Annotated in this window: 15 protein-coding genes; 13 read left to right on the top strand and 2 right to left on the bottom strand. The window is 69.7% G+C overall.

Annotated features, from left to right (window positions below):
• Positions 1-49: 49 nt before the first annotated feature.
• The 8 genes from QHF89_RS32940 to QHF89_RS32905 all read left to right on the top strand — a co-directional run bounded on the left by QHF89_RS32940 (position 50) and on the right by QHF89_RS32905 (position 9,972).
• Positions 50-1,585 (top strand): serine/threonine protein kinase, encoded by a 1,536-nt coding sequence (locus QHF89_RS32940; RefSeq protein ID WP_136971575.1) that lies wholly within the window; start codon positions 50-52, stop codon positions 1,583-1,585.
• A 177-nt stretch (positions 1,586-1,762) separates the two neighbouring features.
• Positions 1,763-2,752: a hypothetical protein gene (locus QHF89_RS32935; protein WP_136971576.1), complete on the top strand. Its 990-nt coding sequence runs from the start codon at positions 1,763-1,765 to the stop codon at positions 2,750-2,752.
• Complete coding sequence (locus QHF89_RS32930; RefSeq protein WP_136971577.1) at positions 2,749-3,354, top strand: hypothetical protein; 606 nt, start codon at positions 2,749-2,751, stop codon at positions 3,352-3,354. Before QHF89_RS32935 ends, QHF89_RS32930 begins: the two co-directional genes overlap by 4 nt.
• A gap of 60 nt (positions 3,355-3,414) precedes the next feature.
• Positions 3,415-4,674, top strand: a complete 1,260-nt coding sequence (locus tag QHF89_RS32925) for a hypothetical protein (RefSeq protein WP_136932616.1) — start codon at positions 3,415-3,417, stop codon at positions 4,672-4,674.
• 124 nt (positions 4,675-4,798) lie between these two features.
• The gene (locus tag QHF89_RS32920) at positions 4,799-6,931 is read left to right on the top strand and encodes a sulfatase-like hydrolase/transferase (RefSeq protein ID WP_136971578.1); all 2,133 of its coding nucleotides are present in this window, start codon (positions 4,799-4,801) and stop codon (positions 6,929-6,931) included.
• Positions 6,932-6,950: 19 nt separating this feature from the next.
• Positions 6,951-8,054 carry a formylglycine-generating enzyme family protein gene (locus tag QHF89_RS32915; RefSeq protein ID WP_136971579.1) on the top strand — a complete coding sequence of 368 codons (1,104 nt, stop codon included), beginning with the start codon at positions 6,951-6,953 and terminating at the stop codon, positions 8,052-8,054.
• A 46-nt stretch (positions 8,055-8,100) separates the two neighbouring features.
• On the top strand, positions 8,101-8,691 hold the full coding sequence (locus QHF89_RS32910; protein ID WP_136932613.1) for a hypothetical protein: 591 nt from the start codon (positions 8,101-8,103) through the stop codon (positions 8,689-8,691).
• A 36-nt stretch (positions 8,692-8,727) separates the two neighbouring features.
• On the top strand, positions 8,728-9,972 hold the full coding sequence (locus tag QHF89_RS32905) for a guanine deaminase (RefSeq protein ID WP_136971580.1): 1,245 nt from the start codon (positions 8,728-8,730) through the stop codon (positions 9,970-9,972).
• Positions 9,973-10,014: 42 nt separating this feature from the next.
• Here QHF89_RS32905 and obgE read toward each other — a convergent pair whose 3' ends face one another.
• Positions 10,015-11,040: a GTPase ObgE gene (gene obgE, locus QHF89_RS32900; RefSeq protein WP_136971581.1), complete on the bottom strand. Its 1,026-nt coding sequence runs from the start codon at positions 11,038-11,040 to the stop codon at positions 10,015-10,017.
• Positions 11,041-11,093: 53 nt separating this feature from the next.
• On the opposite strand from obgE, the gene QHF89_RS32895 reads away from it, so the two are divergent.
• From QHF89_RS32895 to QHF89_RS32875, 5 genes are all read left to right on the top strand, one after another.
• Positions 11,094-12,545: a hybrid sensor histidine kinase/response regulator gene (locus tag QHF89_RS32895; protein WP_136971582.1), complete on the top strand. Its 1,452-nt coding sequence runs from the start codon at positions 11,094-11,096 to the stop codon at positions 12,543-12,545.
• Between the two features lie 219 nt (positions 12,546-12,764).
• Complete coding sequence (locus tag QHF89_RS32890; RefSeq protein WP_136971583.1) at positions 12,765-13,547, top strand: hypothetical protein; 783 nt, start codon at positions 12,765-12,767, stop codon at positions 13,545-13,547.
• A gap of 111 nt (positions 13,548-13,658) precedes the next feature.
• On the top strand, positions 13,659-16,841 hold the full coding sequence (locus QHF89_RS32885; protein WP_284721221.1) for a protein kinase domain-containing protein: 3,183 nt from the start codon (positions 13,659-13,661) through the stop codon (positions 16,839-16,841).
• A gap of 42 nt (positions 16,842-16,883) precedes the next feature.
• Positions 16,884-18,770, top strand: coding sequence for a DUF4114 domain-containing protein (locus QHF89_RS32880; RefSeq protein ID WP_136971585.1), 1,887 nt, complete (start codon positions 16,884-16,886; stop codon positions 18,768-18,770).
• Positions 18,767-21,235: a MopE-related protein gene (locus QHF89_RS32875; RefSeq protein WP_136971586.1), complete on the top strand. Its 2,469-nt coding sequence runs from the start codon at positions 18,767-18,769 to the stop codon at positions 21,233-21,235. The genes QHF89_RS32880 and QHF89_RS32875 overlap by 4 nt, the downstream gene beginning before the upstream one ends.
• Before the next feature lie 103 nt (positions 21,236-21,338).
• Here QHF89_RS32875 and QHF89_RS32870 read toward each other — a convergent pair whose 3' ends face one another.
• Positions 21,339-22,034: a class I SAM-dependent methyltransferase gene (locus tag QHF89_RS32870; protein ID WP_136971587.1), complete on the bottom strand. Its 696-nt coding sequence runs from the start codon at positions 22,032-22,034 to the stop codon at positions 21,339-21,341.
• Positions 22,035-22,097: the final 63 nt, after the last annotated feature.

Raw genomic sequence — 22,097 nt, 5'->3', positions numbered from 1 at the left:
GATCCGTGTAATTTCAGGGGAGGCAGGGAGCGGAGGAACCAAGGGCCAAGTGAGTAACCCCGCCGAGAACATCAAGCCCGGCACCGTCATCGCCGATCGGTACCGCGTCGTGCGCCAGCTCGGGCGCGGCGGCATGGGCTCGGTGTTCCTCGTCGAGCACGTCCACACGGACGAACAGCTCGCCCTCAAGATCCTGCACTCGGCCGTGATCTCGGACGCCGTGGCGCTCGAGCGCTTCCGTCGCGAGGCGCGCACGCCGGCGCGGATCAACAGCGATCACGTCGTCCGCGTGACCGACGCGGACATCGCGGCGAACCTGAACGGCGCGCCCTTCCTCGTGATGGAGTACCTGCGCGGCGAGGACCTCGATCAGCGCATCGAGCGCGTGGGACCGATCCCGCCGACCGACGTGGTCCTCTACCTGCGCCAGGCGGCCCGCGCGCTCGACAAAGCCCACGCTCTCGGCATCGTCCACCGCGATCTCAAGCCCGAGAACCTGTTTCTCACGACGCGCGAGGACGGCACGCCCTGCATCAAGATCCTCGACTTCGGCATCGCCAAACTCACGGGCGAGGCCTCGCGCGAGCTCGTCCGCGCGGCCGCGACCACGACGGGCCAGATCTTCGGCACGCCGCTCTTCATGTCGCCCGAGCAGGCGAAAGGCGAGTCGTCCAAAATTTGTGGTCAAACGGATGTCTGGGCCCTCGGGCTCATCGCGCACCGCCTCCTCACGGCCCGCGACATCTGGACGGCCGAGACGATCACGCACTTGATCGCGCAGATCGCGTACGAGCCCATGCCCGTGCCGAGCGAACACGGCGCGCCCTTCGGCCACGACTACGACGACTGGTTCGCCGTGTGCTGCGCGCGCGACGTGAAGAAGCGCTACGCCTCGGCCGGCGAGGCGGTCACCGCGCTCGCGAAGTCGCTCGGCGTGATCGAGACGTTCCCCGGCCCGGGCAGCGGACCGGATCGGATCACCGGGCGCTTCATCATCGACTCGAAGCTCCTCACCCCGCCCGCGTCCACGGCGGCGGCCTCGACGCTCAGCGCCTCGCAGCTCAGCCTGCTCGGCGAGCCTCCGCCCACCGATCCTGCGCCGCCCATGCTCACGCCGCAGGAGACGCAGCGCAAGAGCTCCGCCGGGCCGCTCACGCTCACGGGCATGAAGCTTGGCACCGCGCCGTCTCGCAAAACCAGGGTTCTGCGCGCCGCGGCCGTCGCGCTCCTCGTGGGCGCGTCGCTCGGAGGCGCGGTGCTCTGGTTCCTGCGTGCTCCGCTGATGAGCGCGGAGGACCCGAGCATGCGGCCCGCCTCGCCCGACGTGAAGTCGACCGCGCCGCCGCTGCTGGTCACGGTGGTGCCGCTCAACGACGCGCAGCACACTGTGATGAACCCGACGCCGCCGCCCTCGTCCACATCGGCACACCCGCAAATCGCGGACGCGGGGGTGGGAGACGCTGCGCCCACGGCGACCACGAGACCGCCGTTTCCCCACCCGACCGCGACGACGACCTACCCGTTCAAGGGGACCGTGGGTCCGCGCAACAACAAGCCGTTCGATCCGCTCTCGGGGCGGCACTGAGGCGCGCCTACCGTTTCTTCGGCTTCCCCGGGGAGCTGGGGTATAGGGTACGCTGAAGTGCGAACGATCCTGCTCCCTCGGGGGCGGTCTTCTCGGATGGAACACTCTCGCATGCAGGGCCCACTGCCTGGTCGGACAACGCCACGCGCGTCACGAGTGCGCGGTGCCGCGTTGCGCGTGGGTTCGGCCGCCGCCCTCGGCCTCGTGCTCGTGCTCGGTTCGTCCGTCGCGCGGGCGAACGATCCGGCCGCCGCCGACGCCTTGTTCCAGGCCGCGAAGAAGCTCATGAGCGAGAAGAACTTCGCGGAGGCGTGCCCCAAGTTCGACGCGAGCTACAAGCTCGATCCGACGCTCGGCACGCTGCTCAACCTCGCCGATTGTTACGAGAAGTTCGGCCGCACCGCGACCGCGTGGTCGACGTGGGGCGAGGCCATGGAGAAGGCGCTGCGCGACGGGGACAAACGCGCCGACTTCGCCAGGAGCCGCCGCGACGCGCTCTTCCCGAAGCTGCCGAAGGTCGTCATCAACGTGCAGAACGAGGTCCCGGGCGTGGACATCCTGTGGGACCAGGTGAAGCTCGCGCCCGCGGTCTTCGGCGTGGAGCTGCCCGCGGATCCGGCCGAGCACGACCTCCTCGTCCTGCGTGACGACGGCATGAAGCTCAAGGAAGAGCGCGTGCGCATCACGCAAGAAGGCGCTCGCACCGAGCTCACGCTCGACATCGAGGCGCTCGATAAGGCGAACCCGCGCAAGGTGAAGGTCGTCGAGGCGCCGCCGCCTCCGCCGCCGGGGTCGAGCAAGCAGCGCGTCGCGGGGCTCGTCGTCGGCGGCTTCGGCGCCGCGGCGCTCATCGCCGCCGGCGCACTCGAAGGCGTGGCGCTCGCCAAGCGCGGCGCCGCGAGCGACAGGTCGGCCTGTGTGAACAAGTTCTGCACGCCCGACGGTCTCGCCGCGATTTCCTCGGCGCAGACGTTCGCCGAGGCAGGGCAGTGGATCGGCCTTGGCGGCATCGTCGCAGCGGCCGTCGGCATCACGCTCCTCATCACGGCGCCCCCGGCGGCTCCGTCGCCGCGCCCCGCGACGGGCGTCGTCGTCCCGCGCCCGATGTGGGTGGCCCCTTGGGCCGGGCCGAACGGCGGCGGCCTCGTCGTGGGGGGCGCGTTGTGAAGCGGCCCCTCGGCGCGAGGATCGGCGCGCTCCTCGTCGTGTTCGGCCTCATCGGCGGGTGCGCGACCGTCCTCGATCTGGAGGGCTACCAGGACGCCGCGGCCTCGCTCTGCACGTGCCCCGGCTTCGAGCAGGTCGCGTCGTGTGCGACGCACGCGCAGGCGCGCATCTCGGCGGCTTCGGAGGGAGAGCGCACGGCGTTCCTCGACACGTTCGAGAAGAAGCAGTGCGGCACGATCTGCGAGCACGCGGCCGAGTGCTACGCCGCGATCCCCGGCTGCCAGGGCGAGAGGCCCGGGTGCGAGTGCTGCCCGTGGAACAACTCGGTGCTCGCGTGCTCGAGCTCGGACACCTGCCAGACGTGCCGCACGTGCTTCGAGCTCGCCACCGCGCAGGGCGACGGCATGACGTACGAGTGCGCGCTCGGCCGGGGGCGCCTCAAGGAGCTGCGCGACTGCGCGTGCTCCCTGTGCACCGACGACTGCACCGGGTTTTGCCAGAACATCGAGCTGCTCACGGCCGATCCGCAGGACACGTGTCACTCGTGCCTCGAAAAGAGCTGCAAGCCATCGCTCGACGCGTGCTTCAGCGACAAACCTTAGGGGGACCCGCACGTGCATGCCGGATCGCCTCGCCGCGAACCTTCGTCCTCTCGAAGCGCCATGATCCGGCCTCGCCGCGTGCTCGGCGTGCTCCTCGCCGCGCTCTTCTCGTTCGGCGCCGCGAGCTGCCTCGGCGTCCTCGACCTCGACGGGTACGCCTCCGCGCCCGTGGTGCTCTGTGATCTGCTCGAGCGTTGTTACGGCGAGGCGGGCTTCGCCAAGTGCCAGGGCCACGTGAGCTCGCAGCTCGCGGTGGCGACGGCCGAGGGCAAGGAGAGCTTCCTCGATGGGCTCTCCAAATGCCTCGTGGACTGCAAGTCCGCGCGCCGTTGCCTCGACATGCCCCCGATCTGCCGCGACCCCCGGCAGAGCTGCACGACGAACGAGCAGTGCTGCGGCTTCTCGGGCGGCCTCGCCGTCTGCAGCCGGCAGAGCTGTTGCCAGACCACGGGCTCGTCCTGCGCGTCCGACGTCGACTGCTGCACTGGCAAGTGCGAAGGCGATCCGCCGACCTGCGGCGGCACTCCGTGTGTCGTATCCGGAGAGCCCTGCGCCGAGAGCTTCGAGTGCTGCAGCGGCGTGTGCCTCGCCTCGGGCGTGTGCAGCGAGGATACCTGCTTCCCCGATGGGTTTAGCTGCATGGCCGACGTCGACTGCTGCTCGGGCCTCTGCACCCAGGGCACGTGCACCCAGCCCGCCTGCACGCAGAACGACGCGCCTTGCCTCGCGGACGGCGAGTGCTGCAACGCCGCCGGCTGCGACGAGGCGCTCGGCATCTGCGGCGACGCGGGCTGCCTCCCGCTCTCGGCGCCTTGCTCCCCGACGGGGCCCGATCCGTGCTGCGGCGACCTCTTCTGCAAGCCCGGCCTCGAGCGCTGCGTGGAGCCCTCGTCGTGCACCGAGACCGGCCAGAACTGCGGCTTCGACGACGAGTGCTGCACCCTGCACTGCCAGGGCACGTGCCAGTGCGCGAACGACGGCGAGGGCTGCTACGAGAGCTACTCCTGCTGCAGCGGCGTCTGCATCAACGGCCAGTGCGGGCAGTGCAGGCAGGAGGGCAGCCCCTGCTCGAAGGCCTCGGAGTGCTGCGCGGGCATCTGCAACGCCGGCGCGTGCTGCAAGAACTCCGGCTGCAACCACAGCATCTGCCAGCCCGGCGAAGCGCTGACCCCGACGAGCTGCAACGAGAGCGCGGTCGAGATCCAGTGCATCCGGGCGATCTGCGCGAACGATCCGTATTGCTGCTGCGCGACCTGGGACGACAACTGCGTCGGGCAGGTCGCCGCGGTGTGTGGTCTTTCGTGCCCCGCGGGGCCTTGAGTTTTTCCGGCCGCCCGCTGGATCTCGGCCTTCCCGTGCCGCGCCGGTTTCGTCTTTTCGGCTCCGTGGCCTGGTGCTACGCCCTCGGCGTCATGGGCCCCACCCGCACCCACCTCCGCCTCGCATGACGAAAACCGGCTGGACGATGCGCCTCGGGGAGGCGTGCGTGCTCGCGCTCGCGGTCGCGGCGTTTTCGGCCGTGCCCACCGCGCTCCGGACGAGCGGCGCGGGCGGGACGCTCCTCGACGGCTTGCTCGTGGGAACGGCAGCGCTCCTGCCCGTCGTCACGCTCTCCATCGTGCTTCTGCGTGCTGCGGGGCGTGGCCTGCGGGGCGTGATCGGCGCGGGCGCCGGGCCCACGGCGGCGCTCGGGATCGCGCTCTGGATCGGCCTCGCGCTCCCGGCGCTCGCGGTCCTCGCGGGGCTGCTGAAGGCCCTCACGCACCATCGTGGCCTCGGCGGCGCCACGTTCGGCATGCTCGGCGCGTTCGTCGTGGTCGCCTGCGCCCTCGTCGCGCGTCGCATGGTCGAGGCCGGCCAGGGGCTCGTCGCGCGCGGCGTTCGCCCGCTCTACGTCGCGGCGGGCGGCGCCGTCGTCTCGGTCCTGCCGCTGCTCGTCGTCGCGGCTTGGCTGTACCGCGCGTCGGGCGGCGCGGGCGCGGCGTCCGTGAGCGCGGCGCTCGTCGACCTCGCGATCGCTGTCCTCGCGACCGCGCTCGTCGCCTCGATCGAGCTGAGCGACAAACTCCTCAAGCTCGCCTCCGCGTTCGGCGTCCCGTTCGCAGCGGTCGTCATGATCGCGGCCTCGGCGCGCCTCGAATCGTCTCCGCCGCTCGGGCGCGCGGTGCAGGCGGGCGGCGGCCTCGCGGCGACGATGCTCTCGGCCCTCGAGCGCTGGACCGATCGCGACGGCGACGGCATGGGCGCGCATTTCGGCGGCGGCGATTGCGACGAAGGAGATCCTCGCCGTCACCCCGGCGCCGAGGACGTGCCCGGCGACGGCATCGATCAGGACTGCAGCGGCGCCGACACGCCGCGCGCCGAGCCGCCGCCGAAGGCCCCCGCTGCCCCGGGCGCTGCGCCGCCCCCGTCCTCGGGTTCGCCCGCGCCTGCCGCGCCCGCGCCTGCGCCTGCGCCTGCGGGCAAGGCGCTCGATCCTTCACGCCCGGACATCCTGCTCATCACGCTCGACACCGTGCGCGCCGATCATACGAGCGTGTACGGCTACGACCAGAAGACCACGCCGCACCTCGAAGAGCTCGCCGCGAAGGGCGTCGTCTTCGATCATGCGTACGCCACGGGCAGCGACACCCAGCGCGCGCTCGCGCCGCTCGTCTCGGGCAAACCTCTCTCGCAGACCCCACACAACCGCCGCGAGTGGCCCACGCTGGCCGATGAAATCGACACGGTCGCCGAGCGCATGAAGCGGGCCGGGTACGCGACGGCCGCGGTCGTCTCGTTTACGTGGCTCAGCGAGGATCGTGGCTTCGCGCAGGGCTTCGATCGCTTCGAGCCCGTCTATCGCGAGGAGCACCCCGAGCGCAGCGTCACCGGCGCGCTCGCCACGCGCGCGGCCCTCTCCGTCCTCGAAGACCTCGGCAAGAAGGACGCGCCGATCTTCCTCTGGATCCACCTCTTCGACGCGCACGAGCGGTACCTCGAGCACGCGGGCCTGCGCTTCGGCCGGGGCCAGCCGGGCCTCTACGACGGCGAGATCGCCTTCGTCGACAAGCAGATCGGGCAGATCGCGGCGTTCGTCTCGAAGTGGAGCCGCGCCTCGCGCGTCGCGTGGGTCGTCCACGGCTCCCACGGCGAGGGCTTCGACGAGCACGGCGAGAAGGGGCACGGCTCCGAGCTCTACGAAGAGATGATCCGCGTGCCTCTCGTCGTCGCCTTGCCCGGAGGACGTCCTGGTCGATTTGCCGAAGGCGCGGTCAGCACGCTCGACGTCGCTCCCACGGTGCTCGCCCTGGGCAATGCCCCGCTGGACGGCGTTTCGGGCATCTCGCTCCTGCCTCACGCGCGCCTCGAAGCGAACACGCCGCGTCGTCCTCCCGTGCTCGCGTATGCCTCGAAGCGGGTCGCCTTGATCGATTGGCCCCTCAAGCTCATGGTGATTGAGCGCAAGAAGCAGAACCGAAACTTCCTCTTCGATCTCGGAGCCGACCCGCGCGAGACGAAAGACCTCTCGGCCGAACGTCCGGACGATGTCGCCAAGCTCGTGAAGCTCGCCTCCGAGATTGCACCATCCCCCTAGCGAGGCGCGTCGAACCGTCATGCCCGCAGCCACCTCGTCCCCGCAGCTTGCCACCCCTCCTCCGGAGCCGACCCCGCGCGGATCACGCACGGTTCATGCCCTCGTGGGCGCGAGCGTGCTCGCGTGCGTCGTCGCTTCCGCCGTGGGCGTCGTCAAGTTCGTCGCCAAGCAGGACCTGCCGCTCTCGCTCGCGCTTGGCGCGATCCGCGGCATCGTCCCGCGCAAGCCCACGCACGAGTGGCGCCTTGTCGGGGGCAAGCACTGGCAGATCGTCGCGCCCTCCACCGAGCCGACCGAGACCACGGACATGCTCGAAGCGAACCGCGGCGCTTGCCCGGGCGGCATGGTCGAGGTGAAGGGCACGATGAAGGTCGACCCCTCGGCGACGGCCGCCTACGACGGCAAATCGGTCGAGGAGCTGCAGAAGAAGACCTGCACGAAGTGGATCAACCGCGACTACCCCGAGCGCTGCGCCGAGTTCGACCGGGACCAGTGGCTCACGCTCTCGAAGGAGCTGCCCACGAAGCCCATGCATTTCTGCATGGATCGCTTCGAGTACCCGAACCGGAAGGGGGACTATCCGGTCATCATGGTGAACTTCCACGAGGCGACCGAGCTCTGCGCCGAGCAGGGCAAGCGCCTCTGCGACGAGAACGAATGGACGTTCGCCTGTGAAGGCGAAGAGGCGCAGCCCTACCCGTACGGCTACGTGCGCGACACCGAGGCGTGCGTCATCGACAACAAGTGGCGCCCCTACAACGAGCGTGCCATGCAGCCCCGCGACGGCCTCGCCGCCATGAACGAGCTCGACCGCCTCTGGCAGGGCGTCCCTTCGGGCTCGCGCCCGCGGTGCAAGAGCCCGTTCGGCCTCTACGACATGACGGGCAACGTCGACGAGTGGACCAAGAACGTCCGGGCCTGGGAGGCCCACGCCTCCATCCTGAAGGGCGGCTACTGGGGCCCGGTGCGCACGCGGTGCCGGCCCTCCACGCGCTCGCACGACGAGAACCACACGTTCTACCAGCAGGGCTTCCGCTGCTGCGCAGGCGTCGGGACCACCCTCGAAGCCAAGAGCTTCAACGCGGATCCCGCCGTCGCGCCCCTGCCGCGGGAGCTCAAGTGAGCCGCGGGGCCTGTCGCGCCGCCCGCGCTGCTTTATCCTCGACCTCGTGACGACCTCCTCTGCGCCCCCGCCTCCTTCCCCCGAAGGCCGTGCTCCCGAGGAACAAGGCCCCGCGCCGCGCCCGGGGCGCTGGATCGACACGCTCACCACGCTCCTCCTCGTCGCGACCGCTTGCTTCGTCACCGTCTCCGCGGCGCCTGCGCTCCTCCGCGCCGCGGGCGTCGCGCCGTTCGGGCCTTCGGGCACGTTTCGCTCGCCCTTGCGAGGCCCCGGGGAGCCGCACCCGATCGGGGCCGGGCTCGCCGAGGACGACGAGGACGACGATCATGGCAGCGAACCCCTCCTCAGCCCGCGCTTCGACCCCTTGCGCGACACCCCTCGCGCGTCGGGCTCGAGTGCGGACACGGCCGAACCCGACGAGGGCGCGCCTCGCGGGCGCATGCGTCCTGCGATCGTGCGTCGCAAGGCGACCTTGCGCCTCTCGGCCTCCGAAGAAGCCGATCCCACGGGGGAGGTCAACGTCGGGGATTCGGTCTTCGTCGTCCGGGAGCAGGGCGAGTGGGTCCTCGTCTTGCAAACCGGCGCCGAGGGTGTGCTCATGGGATGGACGCAGAGGAGCCAGCTTGCGATTCGTTGAAGATTCCATCCCGCGCGGCGCGAGAGGGGCCCGAGCATGAAGCGAGCATTTCGCGGCAGGATCATGACCGCGTCTTCGGGCGGCGAGGGCCTCCGCTACCTCGACGACGGCATCCTCGTGCTCGGCGAAGACGGCCGCATCGAGGCCGTCGAGCCCTGGACCGGCCCGCCGAACAGCGTCCTCGTGCGCGACGTTCGTCCGTGGCTCCTCGTGCCTGGGTTCGTCGACGCGCACCTGCATTACCCGCAGACCCGCGTCATCGGCAGCGCCACGGGCCCGCTCTTGCCGTGGCTCGAACGCACCGTCTTCCCCGAGGAAGCGCGCTTCCTCGACGAGCGCCACGCTTCGGCCGTCGCCGCCGAGCTCACGCAGCGGCTCGCGGCCGCCGGCACCACCACCGCCGTCCTTTATTCGAGCTCGAACCCCACGGCCACGCGCGTCCTCTTCGAGGCCCTCGCGCGGAGCGGCCATCGCGCCTTCGCGGGCCTGACCCTCATGGATCAGCATTGCCCCGACCCCCTCCGCGTCGATGCGGACCACGCGCTCGCCGCGTGTGCCGAGCTCGTCCGCGCCTACCATGGCCATGATCGCGGCCGCCTCTCCTTCGTGATCACCCCGCGCTTTGCGCCCACCTGCTCGCGCGCCTTGCTCGAAGGCGCGGGACGGCTCGCCCAGGATCACGGCCTGTTCGTCCAGACGCACGTCTCGGAGAACCCCGACGAGTGCCGCGCGGCGCTCGCCGTGCACCCGTTCGCCAAGGATTACCTCGACATCTACGACCGCACGGGTCTGCTCGGCGAGCGCACGCTCCTCGCGCACGCCATTCACTTGTCGCCGGACGAATGGGATCGGATCCGCGATCGCGGCGCGCGCATCGCGCATTGCGCCGATTCGAACTTCTTCCTCGGCAGCGGCCGCATGCGGCTCGCCGACGCCCGCGCCCGTGCGATCCCCGTCGCGCTCGGCACCGACGTCGCCGCGGGCCGCACCTTCGACGTGCGCCGCATGATGTCCTCCACGTACGACAATGCGATGTGCCTCGGCGATCCGATCACCCCCGAGGACCTCTTCCGGCTCGGCACGCTCGGCGGCGCGGAGGCGCTCGGCATCGCGCGCGAGACCGGCAGCCTGGAGGCGGGCAAGGACGCGGACTTCTGCGTGATCGAGCTCGCGGCCTACGTACAGGAGCCGAACGACGTGCTCGCGCGGATCGTGTTCAGCAGCGACACGACGCCCGTGCGGGAGACGTACGTGCGGGGGAAGCGCGTCGTGGGCGGCTGAGCGAGCAGCGGAATGTCGTGGCGCGACAACCGCGCCGCTCGTTCAGGACCGACGCCCCTCGGTCACCATCTGCCACAAGGCGGCGATCAGCTCCGGCACGCCCTCGCCCGTCGCGGCGCTCACGAGGTGCAGCTCGATCTTCGCCCGCTTGAAGCGCTTTCGAATCGCCGGGTACGCCTCTTTCACCTCGGGCAGGTCCGCCTTCGAAAGCGCTACGATCTCCGGCCGCCCCGCGAGCGCCTCGCTGTATTTGGTGATCTCTTTCCGGATCGCCCGATAATCCTTCAACGGATCCCGACCCTCGCCCGGATCGATCGTCACGAGGTGCAAGAGCGCCCCCGTGCGTTCGAGGTGCCTCAAGAATCGTGTCCCGAGGCCCACGCCTTCGCTCGCGCCCGGCACGAGGCCCGGGATGTCGGCGACCACGAAATGCGTGCCGCCCGCCCGCCTCCCGCCGCCGATCTCCACGACCCCGAGCGACGGCGTCAGCGTCGTGAACGGGTAGTCCGCGATCTTCGGCCGCGCCTTCGACACCGCCGCGACGAACGTGCTCTTGCCTGCGTTCGGGAAGCCCACGAGCCCCACGTCGGCGAGCACCTTGAGCTCCAGCCGAAGCTCCCGCTCCTCGCCCGGGTCTCCCTTCTCGGCCCGCCGCGGCGCCCGCTCCTCCGCGCTCTTGAAGTGGATGTTGCCTCGACCCCCCTTGCCCCCGCGCGCCACGACCACACGCTGCTCGTGCGCCGTCACGTCCGCGAGGAGCTCGCCCGTCTCGCCGTCGTAGATCTGCGTACCGAGCGGCACGCGCTCCACGCGGTCTTCGCCCCCGCGCCCATGGCAGTCCGAACCTTGACCGTGCTCGCCTCGGTCCGCCTCGATCGTCCGCGCGTAGACGAAGTCGAGCAGCGTGCTCATCCCTTCGTCGCCGACGAGCACGACGTCTCCGCCGCGGCCCCCGTCGCCCCCCGAGGGGCCCCCGAAGGGCACGTACTTTTCCCGGCGGAAGGCAACGGACCCGTTGCCGCCGCTGCCTGCTACCACCTTGACCTTACACTCGTCGACGAACCGCATGGCGGCGCGGCTTCTACCACAATGATACGGATACGACAGCGGAGGAGACGAAATTGCCGGCACGGATCCTGATCGTCGACGACAACCAGAGCCTCGCGAAGAACCTCCGGGACGTCCTCTCGGGCGATCCCGAGCTCGACGTGGAGGTCGCGCTCGCCGAGACCGGCGCCGAGGCGCTCGAGCGGGCTCAGAAGGACGGCTTCGAGGTCGCGGTCGTCGACGTCAAGTTGCCCGACGGCAGCGGCGTCGACCTCATCGGCCCCCTGCGCGAGGCCTGCCCCCACGGCGAGATCGTCCTCGTCACGGGCAACGCCACGGTCAACACGGCCATCGCTGCCCTCCGCGCCGGCGCCTTCGCGTTCATCCTGAAGAACTTCCGCCCCGCCGAGCTCATCTCCACCGTCGCCCAGGCCCTCGAAAAGATCGCCTTGAAGCGCGAGCGCGAGGAGTTCGAGCGCCGCTACCGCGCCATCGTCGACGCGGCGGACGTCCTCATCGTCGGCCTCGACGCCTTCGGCGACGTCACGCTCTGGAACCCGCGCCTCGCTGCCATGACCGGCGTCTCCACCGAGGCCGCGCTCCGCGGCGCCCTGCCCGACAACATCCTCGACGACGACAGCCGAAAGAAGGTCTGCCAGGCGTTCGTCGCGGTCCGCGACGGCGGCGCGGCGAACGAGATCGAGGTCGGCGTGCGGGACGCCATGGGCGCGATCCGCCGCGTCCGCTGGCACCTGAGCCCCGTGCGTGGCTCGGGCAAGCGCATCGAGCTCGTCTACGGCATCGGGATCGACGTCACCGAGCGCCGCGCCCTCGAACGGCGCGCGGCCGACGCGGAGGCCTTGAACGCGATGGCGCCGCTCGCGCTCGGCCTCGCGCACGAGATCCGAAACCCGCTGAACGCGGCCGTGCTCGAGCTGCACTTGCTCGCGCGTGGCATCGAGCGGCTCGAAGCGCCGGCTGCGCGGGATCCGATGCGGGCGCGCGTGCGCATCGTGGAGAGCGAGATCAAGCGCCTCGAACGGCTGCTCACGGACTTCCTGGAGCTCGCGCGACCGCGGGCGCCGCAACGCGAGCCCTTGGATCTCGGGCGTGTCGTCGACGAGGTGCTCGACCTCGAAGCCGAGGCCATCGCCGCGCATGGGCTCGAACTCGTGCGTGAGCTCGCGGCGGGCGTCGTGGCGCTCGGCGACGTGGAGAAGCTCAAGCAGGTCGTCTTGAACCTCGTGGTCAATGCGCTCGACGTCATGCCCCAGGGCGGCGTCCTTCGGGCGCGGGTGGGTGCGGACGAGCGCGAGGCGTGGCTCTCCATCGGCGACACGGGGCCGGGCGTCGATCCCCATATCCTCGCCGAGATCTTCGACCCGTTTTTCACGACGAAGGCCGCGGGCACGGGGCTCGGCCTCGCCATTGTGCGCAAAATCGTCGATCAGCACGGCGGCCGTGTCGTCGTCGATACGAAAAAGGGCGAAGGCACCACGGTCAAAGTCATTCTGCCGAGCGGTTAGCTGCGCGACGTAGAGACAACACGCCTCGCGTGATGCCTGGGGGCGGAGGCCGCACCTCGGCTCCAGTCCTTTTCCATACCGAAACGGACCGCTGAGACTGGATTCGTTTCACCGTCCTGTTTTAACGCGGAACGCGCGAATGAGCGATTGACCGTGTTGCGGGGTTTCGGTATCCTGAATCAAGGTGGCGATCTTTTCTCGCTCACGCAGGAGATACGCATGAAGCTTGGTCATATCGCAGGGTGCGCAGCGATCCTCGTGTCGTTGGCAGGATGCGGTGGGCGCGAGGGCGATGGCTGGGACGAGGGGGACGTCGCAGCGGCGGAGCAGGAGATCGAGAGCACGAACGGCTTCGAGGCCGTGAATGGCCTGAACAGCGGCAATGGGCTGAACAGCGGCAACGGCCTGAACAGCGGTAACGGCCTGAACAGCGGCAACGGCCTGAACAGCGGCAACGGCTTGATGGCGTCGGCGGAGGGTCGCAAGACCGTCGAGTACATCGTGAAATGCGCGCTCCCGGCGGGGCACACGATCACGAAGCACGACGAGACGCTCACGGATCACACGTTCAGCGGCCTGCTCGGCGTCGCCCCGGAATGGGAGACCGGCGCTTGCCAAGAGGATTGCCAGGAGCGGATGACCGCGTGCCTCGGGGCGCACCTCAACACGACCGGCGAGCACATTTCCATCTTCCTGGTGGGGAACGCGGCCGCGTTCCCCAGCATCGGACCGGACACGAGCCCGACGTATCCGACGCAGGAGGGCGCCTTCTTCGGCAACATCTTCAAGAGCCCGCCGGAGTTCTTTTATTGCAACGGCGAAGGCGCCTTGACCTCGCCCGTCCCGGGCCGCATCGGTTCGTCCGGGGAGAAACAATACAACAATCCCTTTGGCGGGGACGGCTCCTGCGCGGACAACTGCGTCGCGTTCGACGCTCCGTACGCCTCGGCGGGGTGGACGTCCTGTGGTGGGTTCGACAACGTGCTCACCGTCTATCGGTAGTGATTCCATTCTCGCGGCGAACGCCCGGCGATGGACGGGTGTTCGCGCGCGCAATGCTGCTCCAACATTTCTGGCGGCCTTGCGAGCTGCCATGATGAACCCTCGCGACCGATGACCTTGGCGCGCAGCGACGATATGGCGGAGACGCTCGACGCGGGTGTGGCGAAGAGCCACACCCGCCTCGGCGCCGGGGGGACCGGCGAGGGCCGCATCCCGCCTGACGCGCTGCGGGAGCGATACGAGGAGCTACGCCTCATCGGCGAAGGCGCGATGGGGAGCGTGTTCCGCGGCTGGGATCCGCGCCTCGGCCGCGCGGTCGCGCTGAAGCTCCTGAAGAGCGACGACCCCGACGGCACGCGGCGATTCCTCGCCGAGGCGCGGGCGCAGGCGCGCGTGCAGCACGACAACGTTTGTCGCGTGTACGAGGTCGGCGAGGCCGACGGCCAGCCCTACATCGCGATGGAGCTCATCGACGGCGTGCCCCTCGATCGCGCGCACCAGAAGATGACGCTCGAGCAAAAGGTGAAGGTCGTCCGCGAGGCCGCCGCGGCGCTGCACGAGGCGCATCGGCTCGGCCTCGTCCACCGCGACGTCAAGCCCGGCAACATCATGGTCATGACGGCCGAGGACGGCTCGCTCAAGCCCTACGTCGTCGATTTCGGGCTGGCCCGCGAGGTCGCGAGCAGCGGCGAGACGCTCCAGAACGCCATCGCGGGCACGCCGTCGTACATGTCCCCCGAGCAGGCGGAGGGGAATACGGCGCTTCTCGACCGGCGCACCGACGTCTACAGCCTGGGCGCCACGCTTTACGAGCTCATCGCGGGCCGGCCGCCGTTCGCCGGTTCAAACGCGATGTCGATCCTGACGCAGGTGATCCTCGAGGACGCGCCGGGGCTCGGGAGCATTCGGCGGGGCGTGCCCACCGAGCTCGAGACCATCGTGATGAAGTGCCTGCAGCGAGATCCTTCGCGCCGGTACGAATCGGCGCGGGCGTTCGGGGAGGATTTGCAGCGCTTCCTCGACGGAGAGCCGATCCTGGCGAAGCGCGCCTCGCTCGCTTATGTCCTGTGGGCGAAGACGCGGAAAAACCGGGCCGTGGTCCTCGTCGCGAGCATCGGCCTCTGCGTCGCGCTCGTCCTCGGGGGCATGTGGGTGAACGCCGCGCGGCACGCCTCCGAGCAGGCGAGGCTCGCGCGCGAGCTCGGCGAGGACGTGAAATACGTCGAGCTCTTTCTTCGGAGCGCATACGGTTTTCCCGCGCACGACATCGAGCGCGAGCGCCGCGTCGTGCGGGCCCGCCTCGCCGAAATCGAGCGCAGGATGGCGGCGGCTGGGCGTGCCGGCGAGGGCCCCGGTCATTATGCGCTTGGCCGCGGGCACCTGGCGCTGCACGAGTACGAGACGGCGAGGACGCAGCTCGCGCGGGCGTTCGCGGCCGGGTACACGAAGCCCGAGGTGCATTACGCGCTCGGGCTCGCGCTGGGCGGGCGGTATCAGGAGGAGCTTGACGGCGCGCGTCGCCTCGAGGACGGGGCGGCGCGCGAGGCTGCGATACGGAAGGCCGAGGCGAGCTTCCGCGACCCGGCGCTGCAACACCTCCAAGCGAGCGGCGGGACCGCGGTCGAGTCGCGGGCGTACATCGAGGGGCTCGTCGCGCTTTACGAAAAACGCTACGACGACGCCGCGGCGAAGGCGCTTTTGGCGGCGGAAGAGTCTCCCTGGCTCTACGAGGCGAAGAAGCTCGAAGGGGACGCGCGATTCGAGGCGGGAATCACGGCGAGCGAGAGCGGGCGTCAGGAGGAGGGGCGTCGCCTTTTCATGAGGGCGATTGAGGCGTATCGCGCGGCGGCGGCCATGGCGCGCAGCGACGCGGTCGTCCACGAAGCGCTGGCCGAATCCTGGATCCAGGTCCTCGGGCTCGACAAATGGGAGGGGCGCGACGGCCGCGTCGCGTTCGAATCCGCGCTCGCCGCGTGCAACGACGCGCTCGCGGTGAACCCGCGGAGCGCCAATACGTACAGCAAGCAGGGCCGCGCCTATTACCACCTCGGCGATCACCAGCTCCGCAGCGGGGGAGACCCTCGCCCGACGCTCGAAAAGGCGGTCGAGAGCGGGCGCGCGGCCATCGAGATCGCGCCGGGCGACGCGATTTCGATGGACGGCGTTGGGATCGCACACGTCTACATCGCGAAGTACGAGCGCAGAATCGGGCTCGATCCCGTCCCCTCGCTCGAGCGCGCTATGAAGAGCTTCGACGAAGCGAACCGCATTCAGCCGAGCTTCGCGTGGGCCTGGAACGACGCGGGCATCGCCCTCCAGAGCCGGGCGGAATACGAGGCCGACCACGGGCTCGATCCTCGCAGGACGCTCGACGAATCCGTCGCACGGTACGAGCGGGCGGGGAAGGAGGACCGCACCTACAACTCGGCGTTTTCGAACATGGCGCTCGTCCTCGCGATTCGCGCGGGCTACGAGCTCTCGATCGGACAGGACCCGCGCCCCTCCGTGCAGCGCGCCGTCGAGGCTTGCGCGCGCGGCGCGGAGATCAACCCGAAATGGCTCCCCATGCTGAACAACCGCGGCTGGGCCGAGCTCGTCGCCGCGCAATACGAGGAGGCCACCGGCGCCGATCCCACGGCGACGCTCGATCGGGTCGAGGCGAGCTTCCAGGCCTCGCTCGACCTCAACAAGGACGAGGCCGACACCCATTTCGGCATGGGCGCCGCGAAGCACGTCCGCGCGCTCTACCTCCTCCGCACGAACGCCGATTCGCAAAACGCCCTCGACGTGGCGCACGCCGAGCTGCGCCGTGCCGCCCAGCTCGACGCGCGGGAGCCCCTCATTCGCCTCGAGCTCGGCCTGCTCACGATGACCATGGCCCGACGCGCGGCGCTTCGCGGCGAGGCGCCGGTGGCCCTGCTCGACGAGGCCGAGCGTGTGCTTCGGGAGGGATTGCGCATCAATACCCGCCACGCTCCGCTCCACGCCGCGCTCGCCGAGCTGCTCGCGCTGCGGGCCGAGCAGCAGCCCACGCGTGACGCGGCGCGCGAAAAACTCCTCGCGGAGGGCCTCGCCGTCGCCGAGGAGGCCCTCCAGCACAACCCGAAATGGGCCCTCGCCCTGGCCGCCAAGGGCGTCCTCCTTGCTGAGCGTGCCCGCGCCGGGAAGGAAGCCGTCCGGGCGGACGACATTCGGTTGGCGGTGGAATGGCTCGACAAGGCGATCGCGACGAACCCGCTTTTGCCGCGGCGCTTCCAGGACCGACGCGCCGACCTTCGCCGCCGCGCGCCCTGAAGCCCCTTGTGGCAGAACCCGGCGATCGCTTAACGTGCCATCATGGAGATCCTTCGATCAGGTCCTCCGCGGGCGGCATGGCCCGCGCTCGTGGCTCTTGGTCTATGCTTGTCGCCCGGGGACGCGCGCGCCGTCGTGGAGCAGACCGATGGGCTCGTGGTCCCCGTGCAGGTCGCGAACTGCCCCGGCAGCGGCAACGCGGAGGGCTGCATCCAAGTGGGCCTCAACATCGGCGAGGGGCTCGCGGCCACGGCGGCGAACAACCCGCTGAACGCGATCTTCAACGCCGTCACGAGCCCCGAGCTCTTCTCCATTCCCAAGACGAACGGCAACTTCGGCAACGTCACCGTGCAGGACTTCATCGAGGGCGCCGGGTACGAGAACACGTTTGGCTGGTACAACGCCTCCGACCCGACGAAGCTCTACGCGATCACGCCTTGCGCCGACGAGCCCGGGTCGAGCCGCACCGTCAACTTTCAGACGGAGTTCACGGCAGGCCGGTACCTCGGCGGGTTCATCGGCTTCTTCCTGATCACCCCGGAGAACGCGCCGGTCGGGAACAACTGCGGCTCCATCGGCAACGTCGGGCACATCTATTACACCGAGCAGGCCCGCAACGGCGACGGCAACTACGTTCACTATCTGCTCTATCAGTCCAAGGCGAACCCGCTCGCGTATTACTTTGGGTTCGAAGATCTTTACCGCGGCGGCGACAACGATTTCGAGGACATGTTCCTCAAGGTGACGGGCCTGCTCGCGCCGTGCACGCCCTCCGCCGAGATCTGCGACAACAAGGACAACAACTGCGACGGCATCGTCGACAACGCGCCCGTCGACGCGGGCGGCGAATGCGGCGCCACCGACGTCGGGGCATGCGCGTTCGGCACCGTCACCTGCCAGAACGGAGCGCTCGTGTGCGTCGGGGCCGTCGGGCCCTCGCCCGAGCAGTGCAACAAGCTCGACGACGATTGCAACGGCGTCGTCGACGACGGCGCCGCGGGCGCGGGTGTCGCGTGCGGCACCGACGTCGGTGAGTGTACCTATGGCACCTCGCAGTGCATTGGCGGCGTGATCGTTTGCCTCGGCGGCAAGGGGCCCTCGCTCGAGGTCTGCAACACACTCGACGACGATTGCAACGGCGTCGACGACGACGAAACCAAGGACTCGGGCGGGCCTTGTGGCTCGAACATCGGCGCCTGCCTCCCGGGCACGCTCGCGTGTGTGGCCGGCTCGATCGAGTGTGTCGGGGGCACGGCGGGAACGCCGGAGACGTGCAACGGGATCGACGACGATTGCAACGGCGCGATCGACGACGGCAACCCCGGCGGCGGCGCGAGCTGCGGCACGGACGTGGGGAGCTGCGAGGCGGGCACGGAGTTCTGCGTCGGCGGCTCGCTCGTGTGCGTCGGCGCCGTGGGCCCGGGCTCCGAGATCTGCGACGGGCTCGACAACGATTGTGACGGCGTGGCCGACAACCTCGCCGCGTGCCCCGGCGATTCCAAGTGCGTCGAGGGCACCTGCGCCGAACAATGCAAGTTCGGCGAGTTCCCGTGCCCCGGCGGCCAGGTCTGCAAGGAGGGCTATTGCGTCCCGGCGACGTGCGACAACGTTACGTGCCAGCCCGGGTACTCCTGTACGCAGGGCGTGTGCGTCCCTGACAACCCCATGGGATCGGGCGGCGCGGGCGGCGACGGCGGTGTGGGCGGCAATGGTGGCGCTGGTGGAAACGGCGGCGCCGGCGCGACCGGGACCGGCACGGGCGCGTCGGGACAATCCAACGCGTGGGGGCTCGCGACGGGCGGCGGCGGCGCGCTTTGCGCGGCGTCTCCCTCGCATTTCGGCGGGCGCGCGGGCGGCGCGGCCATGACTCTTCTTCTTGCGGCGAGCGCGTTCGTGGCGCGGCGACGCGGCTCTCGGAGGAGTGCGTGAAAAGGTCTGTCGTCTTCGGCGCATCCATCGTAGGCCTCTCGCTCTCGTCGCTCGTGTTTACGAGCGGTTGCAAGACCGACGCCTTTTGCTGGGATTGCAACGCCACGCCCTCGGGCAGCGGCTCGGGCAGCGGCACGGGCGGCACGGGCGGCATGGGCGGCGACGGCGGTGAGGGAGGGCTCATCCTCGTCGGCTCGGGCGGCTCGGGAGGCTGCAATGCCGACGTCCTCACCGACCCGCAGAACTGCGGCGCTTGTGGCGTCGTCTGCAACCTGCCGAACGCGTTCTCCACGTGCGAGGTCGGCTTTTGCGTGGTCGACACGTGCGCGTCGGGCTTCGTCGACCTCGACAACCAGGTTGCGAACGGCTGCGAATACAAGTGCACAGTCTCGAACAACGGCGACGAGATCTGCGACACGATCGACAACGACTGCAACGGCGCGATCGACGAGCTCACCGATCTGCAAGGGGATCCCTTCAACTGCGGCGCTTGCAATGCGGTCTGCGCGTACGCGAACGCCTCGCCCTCGTGCCTGGCGGGGACGTGCCAGCTCGCCGAGTGCCTCGTCGGGTACCACGACGTCAATGGCACGCTCGGCGACGGCTGCGAGTACGCGTGCACCGAGACGAACGGCGGCGTCGAGCTCTGCGATTACGCGGACAACGACTGCGACGCGACCGTCGACGAGGGGTTCGACGTCCAGACGGACCCGGCGAACTGCGGCACCTGCGGCACGAACTGCAGCGCGCTCTACCCGAACTCCGTCGGCACCTGCACAGCGGGCGTCTGCGCGTTCGGCCCTTGTTTGCCCGGACATTACAATCTCGACGGTATCGAGGCGAACGGCTGCGAGTACGCCTGCACGCCCTCGGGCGCGGAGACGTGCGACGGCGCCGACAACGATTGCAACGGGCTCGTCGACGACGGCGCGCTCCCGGGCGTCGGGGCTTCGTGCGGCACCTCCGACGTGGGCGAATGCGCGCTCGGCACCCAGGCTTGCCAGGGCGGCGTGCTCGCCTGCGTCGGGGCGATCGGCCCCGGCACCGAGCTCTGCGACGGCCTCGACAACGATTGCTCGGGCGGCGCGGACGAGGCTTGCCCCGTGGCGAAGGCGACGGACACGCGCCTCGATCTCGGCGCGAACTCGGCCGTCGGACAAGCGCCGAGCACGCAGCTCTCCGTCGCGTCGCGCGGCGACGTCGTGATCGCGGCCTACCTCGATCGGCGCGCGGGCAATGCCGACATCCGCGCGAACGTCTCGACGAATGGCGGCTCCACGTGGCTCGCGACCGACGCCGGGGTTGCGAGCGGCACGCTCACGCAGGTCGAGCCCTGGGCGTTCCTCTCGCCGACGCGCGCCTACGTGGCGCTCGCGCAGTTCCCGAGCGCCGCGCACCGCGACGTGTACATTGCCTCGGCCCCTGCGCCTTACAATACGTACACGGTCCCCGTGCGCGTCGATAAGGACGCGGGCACGGCCGACGCATTCTTCGTGCGTGGCGTCGTGGCCAAGGCGGGCGCGCAGGACACGCTCGTCGTGGTCTGGCAGAGCCTGAGCGGCACCGGCGCGAGCGTCACGACGGACGTCTTTCTCCAGCGATCGACGAACGGCGGGACGACGTGGCTCGCAGCGGACCTCCGCGTCAATGGTGTCCAGGGCAAGGCCGAGCTCCCCGCGATCGCCACCGACGACAATGGCAAGGTGTTCCTCGCGTGGCGCGACGCGCGCAATGGCAAGTCCGAGGTCTACGGCGCGGTGTACAACGCCGAGACGGGCACGCTCGGCGCGAACGTCGCGCTCTCGGGCGGCAATCCGGCCGAGCAGATCACGGTCGCCGCCGATGCGGGCGGGCCGAACGTCTACGTCGCCTGGACCGATCTGCGCGGCGCGAAGAAGGTCATCCGCCAGAACCGCAGCAATGACGCCGGTGTGACGTTCCAGCCCGACGGGGCCGTCGTGAACGTCGATTCCACGTTCGCCGACGCCTCCGCGCCGGCGATTGTGTCCGCCGGCGGGCGCGTCGTCATCGCGTGGGAGGACACGCGGAGCGGTTTGCCCGACATTCGGCTGAACCATTCGACGAACGGCGGCCTCACCTGGCAGCCGACCTCGGCGCGCGCGGACCTCGCCACCGTCCCCGGAACGAGCGCCTCGACCCGCCCGCGCCTCGCGCTCGGCGGCGCGAGCCTCGTATTCGTCACCTGGGAGGACGCGCGGAGCGGTCAACGCGACATCTTCGCGAACCACTCCTTCGACAACGGCGCGACCTTCCAGCCGCTCGACCTGCGCATGGATGTCGGCATGGCAGGCGCCCCCTCGGCCGCGGGCGCGGCCGAATCTCGCAATCCGTTTGTCGTAACGAACGCAGCCGGTGCCCGGGCGATCACGGTCTGGACCGACAACCGCACGGCGGCCGGCACGAACGGCGCGAACGCCGACATCTACACGAGCTTCTTCGAATAAGCTCCCGCCGGTTATAGCCCCCGCTTTCTGTCCGCCCAGTAGGTCTTCGTTCGAATCGACCGACGCGAGACCCCTCGTCCATGGCGCCTGTCCGCGTCGCTCGTCAGGATGTCCATCGCGAGGTCTGAACCCGCACGATCGACGGGATGACGTCGCGCAGCATCGGCACCTTCGAGAACACCGGCAGCAGCAGGCCGGGCACGCCACGGAAATAACCGAACGACACTTGCTCCACCGACGTGATCCGCGGGCTCCAGCTCCCGATCAGCCGCTTCACCTCGCTCCGATTCACGCCCCAGGGCATCGGCGGCGCCGTGTAATGCTTCGTCTTGCGCAGCCCCGCGAGCGTTTTTTTCGAGAACCACCGGGGAATGACGTCGAACATCAGCTCGACCCCGGGAAACCGCTCCACGATCGCTCGAAACAGCCGCCGCACGTCCCTCTCGTGGAAGTACATGAGGAGCCCCTGCGCGGTCACGAAAACCCCGCGCGAACCGTCGACTTCATCCATCCAGGAGAAGTCGAGCGCGCTTTTCGACACGTGCTTGCAACGCTCGTTCGCCTTCAGAAACCGCTCGCGCACCGCGATGGCCTCCGGCACGTCCACGCAGACCCAGCGCACCTTGCCGTCGTCACACCGCTGGAACTCCGTCTCGAGCCCCGCGGCGAGCTCCACAATGGTGCCCCCGGGATGCTTCGCCATCCAGGGTCGGATCGCGTCGTCGAAGACACGCGAGTGCGCATCCCGCCCATCGTGACCGCTCGTTACGCGCCATCGTGACCACCTGTTTCGCGCCATCGTGACCACCCGTTTCGCGCCATCGTGATCGGAGCGAAGCGACGCTCTGGCTGTTCAGGGTTC

It is taken from the genome of Polyangium sorediatum, assembly GCF_029946465.1.
Taxonomy (GTDB): domain Bacteria; phylum Myxococcota_A; class Polyangia; order Polyangiales; family Polyangiaceae; genus Polyangium; species Polyangium fumosum.
Note: the sequence above shows the minus strand (reverse complement) of the source record. Positions and strands in the feature narration are given on the sequence as shown.

Excerpts from the sequence above, each read along its gene's own strand:
- QHF89_RS32925 (WP_136932616.1), top strand. The coding sequence starts at position 3,415 with ATGATCCGGCCTCGCCGCGTGCTCGGCGTGCTCCTCGCCGCGCTCTTC.
- QHF89_RS32920 (WP_136971578.1), top strand. The coding sequence starts at position 4,799 with ATGACGAAAACCGGCTGGACGATGCGCCTCGGGGAGGCGTGCGTGCTC.
- QHF89_RS32915 (WP_136971579.1), top strand. The coding sequence starts at position 6,951 with ATGCCCGCAGCCACCTCGTCCCCGCAGCTTGCCACCCCTCCTCCGGAG.
- QHF89_RS32905 (WP_136971580.1), top strand. The coding sequence starts at position 8,728 with ATGAAGCGAGCATTTCGCGGCAGGATCATGACCGCGTCTTCGGGCGGC.
- obgE (WP_136971581.1), bottom strand. The coding sequence starts at position 11,040 with ATGCGGTTCGTCGACGAGTGTAAGGTCAAGGTGGTAGCAGGCAGCGGC.
- QHF89_RS32890 (WP_136971583.1), top strand. The coding sequence starts at position 12,765 with ATGAAGCTTGGTCATATCGCAGGGTGCGCAGCGATCCTCGTGTCGTTG.
- QHF89_RS32885 (WP_284721221.1), top strand. The coding sequence starts at position 13,659 with ATGACCTTGGCGCGCAGCGACGATATGGCGGAGACGCTCGACGCGGGT.
- QHF89_RS32880 (WP_136971585.1), top strand. The coding sequence starts at position 16,884 with ATGGAGATCCTTCGATCAGGTCCTCCGCGGGCGGCATGGCCCGCGCTC.
- QHF89_RS32870 (WP_136971587.1), bottom strand. The coding sequence starts at position 22,034 with ATGGCGCGAAACAGGTGGTCACGATGGCGCGTAACGAGCGGTCACGAT.